The organism is Pseudoalteromonas luteoviolacea S2607 (genome assembly GCF_001625575.1).
Taxonomy (GTDB): domain Bacteria; phylum Pseudomonadota; class Gammaproteobacteria; order Enterobacterales; family Alteromonadaceae; genus Pseudoalteromonas; species Pseudoalteromonas luteoviolacea_E.
The window spans coordinates 1-15,054 of the sequence record NZ_AUXV01000026.1 but is presented as its reverse complement, the minus strand read 5'-3'; the positions used below and the strand labels follow the sequence as shown (position 1 = coordinate 15,054).

Genomic DNA, 15,054 nt, shown 5'->3' with positions numbered 1-15,054 from the left:
CAAATATCCTACTAGTGCGGGTGCACTAAAGTAACTTAGTTAACTTGATGTAATTTGGCATTTAAAGTTGAAAATGGCATAACTTAGACTCAGGAGTCGCAATGGAATTCAGCGTTAAAAGTGGTAGTCCAGAAAAGCAACGCAGTGCGTGTATTGTTGTTGGGGTGTATGAACCACGTCGTTTATCGCCGGTTGGTGAGCAGCTGGATAAAATCAGCGAAGGCTATATTTCCAATTTATTACGCCGTGGTGATCTAGAAGGCAAACCGGGACAAGTTTTATTACTTCACCACGTTCCCAACGTACTTAGTGAGCGCGTTTTACTCGTCGGCTGCGGCAAAGAGCGCGAGCTTGACGACAAACAGTACAAGCAAATCATTTCAAAGACGATTAATACGCTCAACGAGACAGGTTCAATGGAAGCTGTTTGTTTTCTCACAGAGCAACATGTAAAAGGTCGAGATACTTATTGGAAGGTGCGTCAAGCTGTTGAAACAACTCAAGACTGCTTGTACACATTCAACCAGTTGAAGAGCAAAAAAAGTGAAGCGAGACGTCCACTGCGTAAAATTGTCTTCAATGTCCCGACTCGTAGAGAGTTAACCATTGGCGAAAGTGCTATTGAGCATGGTTTAGCTATCGCTGCTGGCGCAAAGTTGTGTAAAGACGTCGCGAATATGCCGCCAAATATTTGTAACCCTCGTTACTTAGGCGAACAAGCCGAAGCGCTCACTAAAGAGTTTGACAATGTCACCGTCAACTTAGTCGGCGAAAAGGAAATGGAAGAACTAGGCATGCACTCATATTTGGCCGTTGGCCGAGGCAGTGAAAATGAGTCAGTTATGTCGGTTATTCACTACAATGGTGCGTCTGAAAAGCAAGCCCCTATTGTGTTTGTCGGGAAAGGTTTAACTTTTGACTCCGGTGGTATTTCATTAAAGCCAGGCGAAGGCATGGATGAAATGAAATACGATATGGGTGGAGCAGCAGGCGTACTCGGGTTAATGCGAGCGGTTGTACAAATGCAACTACCGCTAAATGTGATAGGTGTACTTGCTGGCTGTGAAAATATGCCAAGTAGCCGTGCATATCGCCCTGGTGATATTTTAACTACCATGTCGGGCCAAACAGTAGAAGTGTTAAACACTGATGCTGAAGGCAGATTAGTACTGTGTGACGCCTTGACCTATGTAGAAGCTTTTGAGCCTGACACAGTCGTAGACGTTGCAACACTGACCGGAGCATGTATTGTTGCCCTTGGTCACCACGCCTCAGGATTATTATCTAATCACAACCCGCTTGCTCATGACTTGTTAAAAGCGTCTGAGCAAAGTGGTGACAGGGCATGGCAATTGCCATTATGGGATGACTATCAAGAACAATTGAAGAGTCCATTTGCTGATTTCACCAACTTGGGGGGTAAAGCCGCAGGCACCATAACAGCTGCATGTTTCTTATCTAAGTTTACTAAAAAGTACAACTGGGCACATATTGATGTGGCAGGAACTGCTTGGCGTAGCGGCGCCAATAAAGGCGCTACTGGCAGACCTGTGCCAATGTTAATGCAATATTTGCTTAACCGCGCAAATATCACCGAAGGCATGCAAGATTAACAAAAGAGCGTATTATTGAGCTTAAGTACTAATTAACTTGACTCAAGCACGACTCTAGATTGATGATAGCCGTATTCTGTGTCAGAATGCGGCTTTATTTTGAACGCTGAATTCAAGCGATGCAAATCATGCAAAGCTAATAATTCAGGACTGAATATAAGTCACATGCCATGTCAATCAATGCACGCTTTTTTGTGTTAAAGCATGACCATGAGCCCAATCAACAAATCCCGGCTCATTTTGATCTTGCAGCACGCAGTGCTGCTAAACTGTACCGTGCTGGGCAACGCGTGTTTATTTATGTAAATAACGTTGAAGATGCCCATGCCGTTGACGAATATTTGTGGCAGTTCGATGCTGAAAGTTTCGTACCGCATAATTTGCAAGGTGAAGGCCCAAAAGGTGGCGCACCAGTGGAAATTGGGCAAATGCCTCCCGTTGGAAGGCGCACGACACTAATCAACCTCGCCACGCATATCCCGGATTTTGTCCGACGATTTGAGCAGGTTTACGACTTTGTTCCTGTGGAGTCACACGCCAAGCAGGCTGCACGAGAAAGGTTCAAACAACTTCGCGCTATAGGCGCAAATATTTCAACAAAAGAAATTGATAATTAAAGTATTTTTAAAGGTTCTGTGTAATGGATAAAACCTATAATCCACAAGATATTGAACAGTCACTATACCAAGACTGGGAAGAGAATGGCTACTTTAAGCCTTCTGGACAAGGCGATGCATACTCAATCATGATCCCGCCACCAAACGTCACAGGTAGCCTGCACATGGGCCACGCGTTCCAAGATACCATCATGGATACGCTAACACGCTACCAGCGTATGAAAGGTAAAAATACTTTATGGCAGGTCGGTACTGACCACGCAGGTATAGCAACGCAGATGGTTGTAGAGCGCAAACTTGCTGCTGAGGAAGGGAAAACAAGACACGACTTAGGACGTGATGAGTTCATCGATCGAATTTGGCAGTGGAAAAACGAGTCTGGCGGCACTATCACGAAGCAATTGCGTCGATTAGGTGCATCTGTAGATTGGGATCGCGAACGCTTTACAATGGACGAAGGCCTGTCTGAAGCAGTGAAAGAAGTCTTTGTTCGTCTTTATAAAGAAGATTTAATTTATCGTGGTAAGCGCTTAGTAAACTGGGACCCTAAGCTTCATACGGCAATCTCAGATCTTGAAGTAGAAAACAAAGACAAGCAAGGCCACATGTGGAACTTGCGCTACCCACTTGCTGATGGCGTAAAAACCAAAGATGGTAAAGACTACATCATTGTTGCGACAACGCGTCCAGAGACGATGCTCGGTGATACAGGTGTTGCGGTCAACCCAGATGATGAACGCTATCAAGATCTAATTGGCAAAGAAATTTTACTACCTATCGTTAACCGCCGTATTCCAATTGTTGCGGATGAACACGCAGACATGGAAAAAGGCACAGGCTGTGTAAAGATCACACCAGCTCATGACTTTAACGATAACGAAGTAGGTAAGCGCCACCAGCTGCCTATGATAAACGTATTTAATAAAGACGCTGCAGTTCTAGCACAAGGTGAAAGCTATACTTTTGATGGTAAAGAGCTGTCTCTTGATGCGCCAATCCCAGAGCGCTTCCATGGTTTAGACCGCTTTGATGCACGTAAACTGATCATTGAAGAATTTGAACAAGCAGGCCTTTTAGAGAAAATTGACGACCATAGCCTAACAGTGCCTTACGGTGACCGTTCAGGCGTAGTCATCGAGCCACTACTAACAGACCAGTGGTACGTGCGAGTAGCACCTCTTGCTGAGCCTGCAATTAAGGCAGTTGAAGACGGTGATATTCAATTTGTACCTAAACAGTATGAAAACATGTACTTCTCTTGGATGCGTGATATTCAGGACTGGTGTATCTCTCGTCAATTGTGGTGGGGACACCGTATCCCAGCTTGGTATGATGCCGAAGGCAACGTATATGTCGGTCGTGACGAAGCTGAAGTGCGCAAAGACAATAACCTATCTGACGACGTTGTACTAACACAAGACGATGATGTATTGGATACTTGGTTCTCATCAGCGCTGTGGACCTTTTCAACACAAGGTTGGCCAGAAAACACAGAAGACTTAAAAGTATTCCACCCGTCAGATGTCCTGGTAACTGGCTTTGACATTATATTCTTCTGGGTTGCTCGCATGATCATGATGACCATGCATTTCGTTAAAAACGACGATGGCACATCACAAGTACCGTTTAAAACAGTTTATGTAACGGGTCTTATCCGTGATGAGAACGGCGATAAGATGTCTAAGTCGAAAGGTAATGTGTTAGATCCACTAGATATGATCGACGGCATTGACCTTGAAAGCCTTGTGACTAAGCGCACTGGTAATATGATGCAACCTCAATTGGCGAAGAAAATTGAGAAAAATACCCGTAAAACATTTGCTGATGGTATAGAAGCTCACGGAACGGATGCATTACGTTTTACACTCGCTGCAATGGCATCAACAGGTCGTGATATCAATTGGGATATGAACAGGCTTGAAGGTTACCGTAACTTCTGTAATAAGCTTTGGAACGCTAGTCGTTATGTGCTAATGAACACAGAAGACCAAGATTGTGGATTCAATGAAGCGCCAAAACAATACTCACTGGCAGACCGCTGGATCTTGGGCCAGTTCCAAAACACAGTAAATACCTTTACTGAGCACTTGGACAACTACCGCTTTGACCTAGCAGCGAATACCATTTACGAATTCACTTGGAATCAGTTCTGTGATTGGTATTTAGAGTTAACTAAGCCGGTTTTATTTAAAGGTGATGAAGTACAACAACGTGGCACACGTCATACTCTGATCACTGTGTTAGAAGGCCTGCTGCGCCTGATACACCCATTAATGCCATATATCACAGAAACCATTTGGAAGCGTGTAGCACCGCTTGCAGGCATTGAAGCAACTACAATTATGTTGCAGGCATTCCCTCAGTTTGATGCTTCGATTGTCGATGAACAAGCGATGGCTGATCTTGAGTGGGTTAAGCAGTTCATTTTGGCTATTCGTAACATTCGAGGTGAAATGGACATCAGTCCAAATAAACCTCTGAGTGTGTTGCTCGCTAACGTAAATGAACAAGACCAGCGCCGATTAAATGACAACAAGGCTTTCTTAAGCTCACTGGCTAAATTAGAAGAGTTTACTGTTCTAGCAAACAAAGAAGACGCCCCTGCGTCAGCTACAGCATTTATTGGTGATTTAGAAATTATGATCCCAATGGCTGGTTTAATCGACGTAGATGCAGAGCTGGCACGTATTGCCAAACAGCTAGAAAAAGCTGAAAAGGGTCTTTTACAAGTTGAGAAGAAGTTGGCAAACGAAAAGTTTGTTAATAATGCACCAGCTGCTGTATTAGAAAAAGAGAGAGATAAACTCGCTGAATTTAGCGATGCAAAAGCCAAGCTACTTGAGCAAAAAGCTAAAATCGAATCTCTTTAATCTGATTTAAAACAAAAAAGCCACTGTTTAGTACAGTGGCTTTTTTATGTCTGCAAAAAACTGACAACCTCAACGGCACAGTAGCCAGCTAAAACAAGCAGTATTATTCAATTCATAAAGGGTGACGCAATACCACTACTTAGTTCAATTTATTAATTCAGGGCTGCTATAATGAGGTTCGAAACCAACTTTTCCCCTAGATAAACCTAATATTACATCTAGGGAAAAAGTGCGACCGATGCTCAGGCGCGTGGATTTGAAGTTTGAGCGTTACAATTGCTCGAATAAGCTGTCGGTACTAAGGCCCTCATGCTGTAAAATATCTTTGAGACGACGCAGTGCTTCAACTTGAATTTGTCTTACTCGCTCACGCGTTAAGCCTATTTCTCGACCTACATCTTCCAATGTCGAAGGCTCGTAACCCAGTAACCCAAATCTGCGTGCTAGTACTTCTCGTTGCTTAGGATTAAGTTCACCTAACCAATCTACTATGTGGCGATTAATATCTTTATTTTGTACTTCACTCTCAGGTTCATATCCTCGTTCATCAGCGATGATATCAAGAAGAGCTTTATCATTGTCACCGCCAATGGGGGTATCCACTGAGGTGATTTTTTCGTTTAGGCGAAGCATTTTACTTACGTCTTCGACAGGCTTGTCTAGACATTCAGCAATTTCTTCAGCTGTGGGTTCGTGATCTAGCTTTTGGGTAAGCTCTCTCGCTGTTCTGAGATAAACATTTAGCTCTTTCACGACGTGAATAGGCAGACGTATGGTTCGAGTCTGGTTCATTATCGCCCGTTCGATGGTCTGTCTGATCCACCAAGTGGCATAAGTCGAGAATCGAAAACCACGTTCAGGGTCAAATTTTTCAACTGCTCTAATTAACCCTAAATTACCTTCTTCAATAAGGTCGAGCAGTGCAAGTCCCCGATTATTGTAACGGCGTGCAATTTTAACAACCAAACGCAAGTTACTTTCAATCATCCTCTTGCGAGACGCTTCACACCCTTGCAGGGCTTTACGCGCAAAATAAACTTCTTCTTCAGCACTAAGTAACGGAGAGAAACCAATCTCGCCAAGATACAATTGGGTTGCGTCTAAATTTTTAACTGAATCGTCTTTCGCAAAAAGCTCTTCTTCATTGTCGATATCTTCAAGAAGCTCTCCACTAGGACTATCTTCGGAGTCAACCCCGCTAAATTTATCGTCTAATTCCGGGTTCACTTTACTTTTCTGTTTTGCTGTTTGAGCCATAAGCATCCTCCCAAGCGAATAAGTGATAGTGTTCCATCAATACGTCGATACGCTATTTTCTGGGCAGATACCTCATAGGGTTTACTGACTTACCTCGATATCTTACTTCAAAACGCAAAGCAACCGAGCTTGAATCCGAATTCCCCATTTCGGCAATCTTCTGCCCCACTTTAACCTGCTGCTGCTCTCTTACTAGCAATTTGGAATTGTGGGCATATGCGCTTAGATAATCATCGGTATGCTTCAAAATGATTAAATTGCCATAGCCTCTTAATGCACTCCCTGCATAAACAACAATGCCGTTTGCCGCAGCCTTTATCGATGTCCCTGTTTTGTTAGAAATCTGTATTCCCTTGTAGCCATTTTCTTTTATAGAAAAGCGTCTTGTAACTTTACCTACTGCGGGCCAATTCCAACGTACCTTTTTATTCAACAAAGTACTGGTGTCATTGGTTTTTTTACTGGCTTGCTTTTGAACATACTCTCGTTGTGGGGGTGGATCAAGCTCTTTTTTCGATACCTTGTTATTTAAAGGTTTATTATTTGTATTATTTTTGATTTTTAACGGTGAAACTTTAACCGTTTTATTGGCTTTTTTAGGATAGGTTAATAATATAGTCTGACCGGGATAAATCGTATAGGGAGGCTTAATATTATTGATTTTAGCTACTGTGCGTACATCCTTACTTGCACTGAATGCAATGGCAAATAAAGTGTCACCTTTTCTTACCTTATAACGATTATTTTTAATATGAATTTTTTTTGACGAAGTTGTCTTACCTTTACTCAGATTGACAACTGGTGCAGGAGTATGAACAGAGGTACAAGCACTCAAAAAAAGGCAACAAATGCCAGTTATAATTAAGTTTTTTTGTCTCACCCTTACACCACCAAAATCCATATTTGAGTCTTCAACCGACTTTACAATAAACTAAGAAACGCAAAATTTATCAGTCTTAAAAATATTTTTCTTCATTTATTTTAGGAAATCGGGCCAGCTACCAAAGGAACAAACCGCACAGGGGCAAGCGCTTGTTGAGTGATTTTACCCTCGCACTTAGTAAAAAGCGTTAAAATTTGTTCTTCAACACCTAAAGGGATCACCATGGCGCCACCATCAGCTAACTGAGCTAATAGCTGCTCAGGGACAACTGATGCCGCCGCCGTGACAATTATGCCGTCAAATGGGGCTTTCGATTGCCAACCTAACCAACCATCACCATGTTTCATTGAAACATTGTATAAATCCAACTGATGCAAACGCCGCTTGGCCTGCCACTGTAATGTTTTTATTCGCTCAATACTAAACACACTGTCAAACAATTTCGCTAACACCGCCGTCTGGTAGCCTGAACCAGTTCCTACCTCAAGTACATTTCGTGAAATACCAAATTGTCGCAGCACTTCTGTCATTCTGGCCACAATGTATGGCTGTGATATTGTCTGTCCCTGCCCAATAGGTAGCGCAGTATTCTCATAGGATTTATGCTGCAAAATATCATCTACAAACAGATGTCTCGGTATTTCTGATATGCTTTGCAACACAGCTGAATCTTGTATGCCAGCGGCTTTTAAGTTTGCTGCGAGTTTGTCAGCGCTACGTTGATAATTACTGAGCAATTGCGCTACTCCTGAGATGAAAGCCAAGTGGCTAGACTATCAATGCTATCGTGTGCTGTCATATCAACTGTAAGCGGCGTTATAGACGCATATCCTTGGTTCACAGCGTAAAAGTCAGTACCTTCACCTGCATCACTCTCCGAGCCCAGTGAGCCATACCAGTATATATCTCGATTCCAAGGGTCGCGCTGTTTTGTCATGGTATCAGCTTTATGCCGTGCACCTAGCCTTGTTACCTTAATCCCTTTGAGTTCACTTAACGGTATGTCTGGCACATTAACATTGATTATTTGATCTTTAGGTAATGGATGACTGCCCAGTGCTTTGATAATTCTCACTGTGATGGCTGCTGCAGTCTCATAATGCGCTTCCTTTTTGGAGCACAAAGACACCGCAATGGCAGGCAAGCCTAAATGACGGCCTTCTGCGGCGGCGGCAACAGTGCCTGAGTATAATGTATCATCTCCTAGGTTTGCCCCATTATTTATGCCAGCCACGACTAAATCCGGCGCGCTATCCAGAAGTTGGTTCACCCCCAAGTGTACACAATCGGTGGGCGTACCGTTAACTGATATAAAGCCATTATCCAATTTAGTCGTACGTAGTGGGTTTAATAACGTCAAAGAGTTGCTGGCACCGCTACAATTTCTGTCTGGTGCAACAACCGTTACGTTGGCAAGCTCACTCAAAGCTTTATACAAAACGTCAATACCTTTGGCATTTACACCATCATCATTGCTCAATAAGATTTTCACTCTTTCGAATCTCCTGGTGGTTGTTTTTCTCTTAAACTTACGTCTTTATGCATGATGAGCTCTCTGAGGACTGATGTTGCGTAACAACCCTTAGGTAATTCAAAGGTAAGTTTGATAGCCCGTTCCGGCATAGACTCCAGTTTTAACTCTTTAGGAATAACTCTTAAGCTACGACGCTCATTTTTCAACCCTAAATCTGCCAAACCTTGATGCCAAGAGCTATATGCAAGAAGCCATTCACGCTCGATTGACGTAAGCCCCTTTTCACCTTTACCAACGAGTGGCGCCGACAATAGAATGTCCTCTCTATTTAAACGTTCGACAATATCGTCGTTTAGGTCGTCTTCAAAAAACGCATTGCTTCCAGCGAGCATAAAGACTTCGCGGTGCCATGTTTTAGCTAAACCATGTTCTTTTACGCGCCGAGAGACTATTTGGTTAAATATGTGCGAACGTGCAGCTGAAATCACGATCCCGCGTAGCTTTTTATCTCTGATGTATTCACCACCAAATAACCTTTCTGCCATCTCTAAATTATGACCATCGTGTCCAAAACGTTGCTCAGCAAAGTAATTTGGGACGCCCTGCCTTACTGCGTTAATGCGAGACAATACATCTAGTGGCTCTGTTACGTTACGTAAGGTAATGATAAATCGATTTCCTCGGTGGCATCCTGTTCTTAACTTTCTGTTGTGTCTAATCTGTTTAAGTACGACAATCGAGTCAGAATTTAGTTTAGAAAAATCCCGCTCAGTTTTAATAGGAACTGGCACACTAAACCATTGCGTACAAACGCCATGTCGATCTTTGAGGCCTGCGTAGCTCACATCGCGTGGAGCCACACCTGCCAATTGAGCAATTTTCTTTGCCACATACGCAGTATTTTCACCGCGTTTAATCACCTGCAAACAAACATGTTCACCCTCGCCAGTAAATTCAATATCTAGCACTTCTTCAACCATAAAGTCTTCAGGCTCGTGTTTAAACTCGCCTTCAGAAAGTGGCTTTCCATACAAGTAATTTAACGAAGAGATGGCATCAATCACGATTTTATACCTTAAAAAGCAATACAACGGCGTGACTAGAGATCCCCTCTTTACGCCCTTCAAATCCTAACTTTTCTGTCGTAGTCGCCTTGACATTTACTTGGTCCATTTCAATATCGCAATCTTCAGCCAAGTTTGCACGCATAGCATCTATATGCGGCCTCATTTTCGGCGCTTGCGCCACAATGGTAACGTCTACATTGCCAACGCGATAGCCCATCGCCTTGACTTGGCTCATGACTCTGTGCAGTAAAATTCGACTGTCAATGTCTTCAAATTCATTGTCTGTATCTGGGAAGTGTTTGCCTATATCACCAAGCGCCAACGCACCTAACAAGGCATCACATAATGCATGTACAGCAACATCACCATCAGAGTGAGCAATAAAACCCTGATGGTAATCTATCTTCTCTCCACAAATGACCAGTGGCCCTTGACCACCAAACTTATGCACATCAAACCCATGACCAATTCTAAACATATTAACTACTCTTTTTTTGCTGGCTCATTAAAAAACATGCTAAAGCATGATCTTCTGGTGTGGTAATTTTTATATTGTCCGACCGCCCTTCAACCAATTTAACCGGCTTACCTTGAAGTTCCATTGCTGAAGCTTCGTCTGTAATAGTTGCTCCAGCACTCAACCCAATATCTAACGCACTTAAAAGCTCTTCATAAATAAACATTTGCGGTGTTAACGCTTGCCACAACATGTCTCGAGGAACGGTTTCTTCACTATACAGCGAACCTCTTTTAATCGTGTCTTTCACTTTGCTCGCGAGTATGCCTCCTTCATTTGAAGCGAGACATTGAGCAATCAGCTTTTCTATATCTTCTACGTCAACCAAAGGTCTTGCCGCATCATGCACTAATACCCATTTAGGCGGATTATCAGACATTGCCTTCAATGCATTTAAGACCGAATCGGCCCGCTCTTTCCCTCCTTTTACGCGAGATAGTGCAAGGTGTTTTAAATCAAGCCCGCCAAAGTATTCGTCTGACTCGCTAACCGCGACATAAATGTGCTCAATTTTGCTTACACTAGCCAGCTTATTTAGCGTGTGCTCTAACACTGTTTTGCCGTTAATATTTATGTATTGCTTAGGGTGATTTAACCCCATTCTTGCACCGACTCCAGCCGCTGGTACGACGGAGGCAATAGAGATTGATTTATTCATGTTGTTTCTTTGGTAATACTCGAATGAAGGTTTCATTAGGCTTTATCATACCGAGCTCATGTCGAGCCCTTTCTTCGACACCTTCTAAACCTAATTTTAGATCTTCAATATCTGCTTTTAATAGTTTGTTTCTTTTTAGCAACTCTGCATTCATTTCTTGGTGAGAATTGACGGTTTCAGTTATTCGCCGATAATCTTGCAAACCATTGTGACCAAACCAAAGCTTGTATTGGATGTAGACACACAGACAAAACAGCGCAAGTTGGAATAAACGCATAATTCAATATCCTAGTATATGAACTGTGTAGTCATGTCGCCAAAGTGCGAATATTAACCTGACACTATTTTCTTTTTCGTTACATTAGGCCAGTTGATACTGCTTGCAAGCAGCATTTCTCTGAGCCCAAGTAGTCTTGGTGTTGCTATTTTATGATAATGCCATCGATGACCACAACAGGCTGCGGTCATTAAAGCTTTACTTGGTTTTAATAACCTAGCTTTTTCTGATTCTTGCGGCAAACCTGACAAGTCAAACCAGCCAAATTCATTGCAGTGAATTTTGTTCGGCTTAACTTGATCGATCATATCTATGTAGATGCCTGTTTCATGTTGGAGTTCAAACATGATAGGCACTACAAGGCCAACCATTGCACTTTTTTGATAGTACTTGTTTATCGCCGCAAGATCTTGCGAAGGCTTTTTTCTTTGCGGTGCAACCCAGCACCCGTTATGGCTGTCTAGTTCAAGCGGTACAGCACCTAATACAATGTGTGTCGCTGCACGTTCAACATAGTAGGGGAGACTCTTCAAAAAGCGCTTTAACCGAATAGGATCGGGTTCGTTCACCAAGTTGGTAATTTCTCTGGTGTAAAATACATTAACAAGCTCGGCAAAAATAAGCCTGGAGACTTCATCTTGCCAGATCGTTGTTTGCTGCCTGCTAGATTGGTATTTTTCCAAAGCTCCTCCTTTATGAGGATCTTATAACACGCCATCGTTACTAAATACAGCCAATCTGACAAAATTACAACGCCTAAAAGTACTAGTTTCCTTTTGGTCGTAGACCTAGTTTGGCCTCGCCTGACTCTAAAAATTGCACTGCTGCGTCGCGCTTTTTACCTAACAACAAACTCCCATCGACAAGAAACATAAAGTTCTGCCAGCAACGTTTAAAAACCCCAAACTGTGTTTCAATAACATGCTCGCGCGACAGACAAAAATACACTGTGGTATTGTCTTCCCATTTAAGATAATCACATATCTCTTGTGGCAATGTTTCCACACCTTGCTCCCAAGCCTGTTCCCAGTCGACTACTTCTTCCCAATTATCTTCTTTGCCGACCCAATCATGCGGCGTAAAAAAGTCAGGATGATCTTGTTCTCTGCTGACCATTGTACTCCAAAGAACCGCAGCACGCTGGGCCGTCATTGGCTTTATCTGGTCCAAGTCAGACTCTTCAATAGGCAAATCTTGATGACGAAAAACCCATGCTTTCTTGAAATCGTTAAGCGCAATATAATTCATGTATAGAAACCTTACTCTCACAGATAAACGAGTTTACAGACTCGTTTTTAATAATTTCAATTATACCCAGTCACACGAGGACTCAACAATGCCTAGCGAACTTAAAAAAGGGATATATCGTCATTACAAAGGAAAAGAATATAAAGTAATGTTTGTAGCAACTCACAGCGAAAGTGAAGAGCCACTTGTTATTTACCAGACTTTATATGGTAATTACGACCATTGGGCAAGGCCTCTGAGCATGTTTGTCGAGGAAGTAATGGTTGATGGCAAAACTCAGCCTAGATTTCAGTATTTACGAGAAGAATGATATTTGATAGTAAAATTAAAAATGTGGCAAACTGATACCATTACCTCATCAGACCACAATAAAAAATGTTCAAAGGCACCGATAAATATATAGCAACAACAGCATTGCAACAGGCGGTAAATGCCGCCATTCTCCTCGAAAAGCCATTACTGATAAAAGGTGAGCCGGGCACAGGCAAAACACTCTTGGCAGAAGAGCTTGCTCAAAGCCTAGATACCGAGCTGATACAATGGCACATAAAATCAACGACTAAGGCCCAACAAGGCCTATATGAATACGATGCCGTGTCTCGGTTACGAGATAGCCAACTTGGTGACGAACGTGTTCATGACGTAAACAACTACATCATTAAAGGCAAGCTATGGCAGGCTTTTTCTGCAAATAAACGTCCAGTTTTACTCATTGACGAAATAGACAAAGCTGATATTGAATTTCCAAATGATTTGCTACTTGAACTGGATAAGATGGAGTTTCATGTTTACGAAACACAACAACAAGTTAAAGCAGATATTAGGCCCATTGTTATTATTACCTCAAACAATGAGAAAGAATTACCGGACGCATTTTTGCGTCGTTGCTTCTTCCACTATATCGATTTTCCCTCACCAGAAGAGATGAAAGCGATTGTAGACGTACACTTTCCAAATATAAAATCACAGCTGCTTACACAGGCGCTCGAAGTATTCTTTAATTTAAGAGAAGCTCGTGGTCTCAAAAAGAAACCCAGTACCAGTGAATTGTTGGATTGGCTAAAACTATTGCTTGCAGAAGAGATTGACGCAAAAACGCTGCATGATAAAACTCATCAAGGTGGGCTTATGCCACTGTTTGGGGCATTGTTGAAAAATGAGCAAGATGTTACTCTCATTGAGAAGCTCGCATTTATGAGTAAAAGATAATGCTTATCGAGTTTCTGTTTACTCTAAGACGACACGGTATTCAAGCAAGTCTTAGGGAACTGTTGGATTGCCTTACTGCACTAGAAAAAGGCCTCTGTTTCGGCAGCCTTGATGACTTTTATACACTTAGCAAAGTAATCTTTGTTAAAGATGAAACTTTATTTGATAAGTTTGACAGGGCATTTGCAGAGTACTTTGAGAGTGTTGAGCAAGTCGACATTGCCCATGCTATTCAGCAGCAAACTTTACCATCAGATTGGTTGAGAAAAGAGTTCGAAAAGCACCTCAGCGAAGAAGAAAAGGCCAAGCTCAAAGCGCTAGGAGGCCTAGAAAAATTAATGGAAACCCTAAAGAGCCGCCTTGAAGAGCAACAAAAAAGGCACGCTGGAGGGAATAAGTGGGTTGGTACTGGCGGAACTTCCCCCTTTGGCGCTTACGGCTACAATCCCGAAGGGGTTAGGATCGGGCAACATGAAAGCCGCCACCGACAAGCTGTGAAAGTATGGGATCAAAGACAATATAAGAATCTCGATAAAGATGCTGATCTTAGCACCCGGAATATGAAATTGGCGGTCAAGCAACTCAGAAAGTTTGCACGTAGTCATGAAAGTGATGAGCTTGATCTCAACAACACAATTGAGGCAACCGCAAAGCAAGGTGGTTTACTGGATGTCAAAATGGCCCCACAAAGGCACAATGCTATCAGTGTGCTTATGTTGTTTGATATCGGCGGTTCCATGGATGATCATATCCAAATTTGCGAGCAACTCTTCAGCGCCGCTCATTCGGAATTTAAACACCTAGAGTTTTTCTATTTCCATAATTGTGTGTATGAACATGTCTGGAAGGACAATGACCGCCTAAACGACTCACTGCTCGATACTTATCAGCTCATTAATAAATTTGGCAAAGATTACCGGTTAATATTTGTTGGAGATGCAACCATGGGGCCTTATGAAATCACCTACCCAGGCGGCAGCGTGGAACATTGGAATCAAGAGCCTGGCAGCGCGTGGCTGCATCGCTTAACAAATCACTTCGAAAAGGTTGCTTGGCTTAATCCACAACCCAAAGAGTATTGGCATTATTACCAATCAATAGCGCAAATTGACAGCTTGATGAATGGAAGGATGTACCCATTGACACTAGAAGGTATTTCCCAAGCGGTTAAAACCCTTACCTGATTGGTTTTCCTGCTTTTTAAAAATAAGTTTGTGTGGCTTTCAAGTCGAAGGCTCCTTAAACGAGAGTCAGCGAACGCAGTGAGTGCGTTTCCTTTGCGCAAGGGTGACGAATGACCGAAACAAAGTTTCGCAGCATGAGGAAGTGAGCGCATGGATGCACGATGGGACCCAGCTTCAGGG

The 15,054-nt window shown here is 42.7% G+C and carries 16 protein-coding genes; 6 read left to right on the top strand and 10 right to left on the bottom strand.

The window, feature by feature from the left end:
• The first annotated feature begins 101 nt into the window (after positions 1–101).
• The 3 genes from pepA (at position 102) to N480_RS13795 (ending at position 5,100) form a co-directional block, all read left to right on the top strand.
• Entirely contained in the window at positions 102–1,613 is a 1,512-nt protein-coding gene (pepA, locus tag N480_RS13805) for a leucyl aminopeptidase (protein ID WP_063373073.1), read from the top strand.
• Between the two features lie 170 nt (positions 1,614–1,783).
• Positions 1,784–2,230, top strand: a complete 447-nt coding sequence (locus N480_RS13800; RefSeq protein WP_063373072.1) for a DNA polymerase III subunit chi — start codon at positions 1,784–1,786, stop codon at positions 2,228–2,230.
• 23 nt (positions 2,231–2,253) lie between these two features.
• Positions 2,254–5,100: a valine--tRNA ligase gene (locus N480_RS13795; RefSeq protein WP_063373071.1), complete on the top strand. Its 2,847-nt coding sequence runs from the start codon at positions 2,254–2,256 to the stop codon at positions 5,098–5,100.
• Positions 5,101–5,370: 270 nt separating this feature from the next.
• Here the strand turns inward: N480_RS13795 and rpoS are convergent, their stop codons facing one another.
• The 10 genes from rpoS to N480_RS13745 form a co-directional block, all read right to left on the bottom strand.
• Positions 5,371–6,357, bottom strand: a complete 987-nt coding sequence (gene rpoS / locus N480_RS13790; protein ID WP_063373189.1) for an RNA polymerase sigma factor RpoS — start codon at positions 6,355–6,357, stop codon at positions 5,371–5,373.
• Positions 6,358–6,409: 52 nt separating this feature from the next.
• The gene (locus tag N480_RS13785) at positions 6,410–7,258 is read right to left on the bottom strand and encodes a peptidoglycan DD-metalloendopeptidase family protein (RefSeq protein WP_155732853.1); all 849 of its coding nucleotides are present in this window, start codon (positions 7,256–7,258) and stop codon (positions 6,410–6,412) included.
• 80 nt (positions 7,259–7,338) lie between these two features.
• On the bottom strand, positions 7,339–7,977 hold the full coding sequence (locus N480_RS13780) for a protein-L-isoaspartate(D-aspartate) O-methyltransferase (protein WP_063373070.1): 639 nt from the start codon (positions 7,975–7,977) through the stop codon (positions 7,339–7,341).
• Between the two features lie 5 nt (positions 7,978–7,982).
• Complete coding sequence (gene surE / locus N480_RS13775) at positions 7,983–8,732, bottom strand: 5'/3'-nucleotidase SurE (RefSeq protein WP_063373069.1); 750 nt, start codon at positions 8,730–8,732, stop codon at positions 7,983–7,985.
• Complete coding sequence (truD, locus tag N480_RS13770; protein ID WP_063373187.1) at positions 8,729–9,766, bottom strand: tRNA pseudouridine(13) synthase TruD; 1,038 nt, start codon at positions 9,764–9,766, stop codon at positions 8,729–8,731. Before truD ends, surE begins: the two co-directional genes overlap by 4 nt.
• Positions 9,767–9,782: 16 nt before the next feature.
• The gene (ispF, locus tag N480_RS13765) at positions 9,783–10,259 is read right to left on the bottom strand and encodes a 2-C-methyl-D-erythritol 2,4-cyclodiphosphate synthase (RefSeq protein WP_063373068.1); all 477 of its coding nucleotides are present in this window, start codon (positions 10,257–10,259) and stop codon (positions 9,783–9,785) included.
• Between the two features lies 1 nt (position 10,260).
• Entirely contained in the window at positions 10,261–10,956 is a 696-nt protein-coding gene (gene ispD / locus N480_RS13760; protein WP_063373067.1) for a 2-C-methyl-D-erythritol 4-phosphate cytidylyltransferase, read from the bottom strand.
• Positions 10,949–11,233: a cell division protein FtsB gene (gene ftsB / locus N480_RS13755; protein WP_063373066.1), complete on the bottom strand. Its 285-nt coding sequence runs from the start codon at positions 11,231–11,233 to the stop codon at positions 10,949–10,951. Before ftsB ends, ispD begins: the two co-directional genes overlap by 8 nt.
• Before the next feature lie 53 nt (positions 11,234–11,286).
• Positions 11,287–11,916 carry a hypothetical protein gene (locus N480_RS13750; protein WP_063373065.1) on the bottom strand — a complete coding sequence of 210 codons (630 nt, stop codon included), beginning with the start codon at positions 11,914–11,916 and terminating at the stop codon, positions 11,287–11,289.
• Positions 11,917–11,998: 82 nt separating this feature from the next.
• Positions 11,999–12,481, bottom strand: a complete 483-nt coding sequence (locus tag N480_RS13745) for a DUF2947 family protein (RefSeq protein ID WP_063373064.1) — start codon at positions 12,479–12,481, stop codon at positions 11,999–12,001.
• Positions 12,482–12,569: 88 nt separating this feature from the next.
• On the opposite strand from N480_RS13745, the gene N480_RS13740 reads away from it, so the two are divergent.
• The 3 genes from N480_RS13740 (at position 12,570) to N480_RS13730 (ending at position 14,874) form a co-directional block, all read left to right on the top strand.
• The gene (locus tag N480_RS13740; protein WP_063373063.1) at positions 12,570–12,791 is read left to right on the top strand and encodes a DUF1653 domain-containing protein; all 222 of its coding nucleotides are present in this window, start codon (positions 12,570–12,572) and stop codon (positions 12,789–12,791) included.
• Between the two features lie 65 nt (positions 12,792–12,856).
• On the top strand, positions 12,857–13,690 hold the full coding sequence (locus tag N480_RS13735; RefSeq protein ID WP_063373062.1) for an AAA family ATPase: 834 nt from the start codon (positions 12,857–12,859) through the stop codon (positions 13,688–13,690).
• Positions 13,690–14,874 (top strand): vWA domain-containing protein, encoded by a 1,185-nt coding sequence (locus tag N480_RS13730; protein WP_063373061.1) that lies wholly within the window; start codon positions 13,690–13,692, stop codon positions 14,872–14,874. Before N480_RS13735 ends, N480_RS13730 begins: the two co-directional genes overlap by 1 nt.
• The last annotated feature ends 180 nt before the right edge of the window (positions 14,875–15,054 follow it).

Coding starts and splice junctions, on each gene's coding strand:
- pepA (WP_063373073.1), top strand. CDS start 102: ATGGAATTCAGCGTTAAAAGTGGTAGTCCAGAAAAGCAACGCAGTGCG.
- N480_RS13800 (WP_063373072.1), top strand. CDS start 1,784: ATGTCAATCAATGCACGCTTTTTTGTGTTAAAGCATGACCATGAGCCC.
- N480_RS13795 (WP_063373071.1), top strand. CDS start 2,254: ATGGATAAAACCTATAATCCACAAGATATTGAACAGTCACTATACCAA.
- rpoS (WP_063373189.1), bottom strand. CDS start 6,357: ATGGCTCAAACAGCAAAACAGAAAAGTAAAGTGAACCCGGAATTAGAC.
- N480_RS13785 (WP_155732853.1), bottom strand. CDS start 7,258: ATGGATTTTGGTGGTGTAAGGGTGAGACAAAAAAACTTAATTATAACT.
- ispF (WP_063373068.1), bottom strand. CDS start 10,259: ATGTTTAGAATTGGTCATGGGTTTGATGTGCATAAGTTTGGTGGTCAA.
- ispD (WP_063373067.1), bottom strand. CDS start 10,956: ATGAATAAATCAATCTCTATTGCCTCCGTCGTACCAGCGGCTGGAGTC.
- ftsB (WP_063373066.1), bottom strand. CDS start 11,233: ATGCGTTTATTCCAACTTGCGCTGTTTTGTCTGTGTGTCTACATCCAA.
- N480_RS13745 (WP_063373064.1), bottom strand. CDS start 12,481: ATGAATTATATTGCGCTTAACGATTTCAAGAAAGCATGGGTTTTTCGT.
- N480_RS13740 (WP_063373063.1), top strand. CDS start 12,570: ATGCCTAGCGAACTTAAAAAAGGGATATATCGTCATTACAAAGGAAAA.
- N480_RS13735 (WP_063373062.1), top strand. CDS start 12,857: ATGTTCAAAGGCACCGATAAATATATAGCAACAACAGCATTGCAACAG.
- N480_RS13730 (WP_063373061.1), top strand. CDS start 13,690: ATGCTTATCGAGTTTCTGTTTACTCTAAGACGACACGGTATTCAAGCA.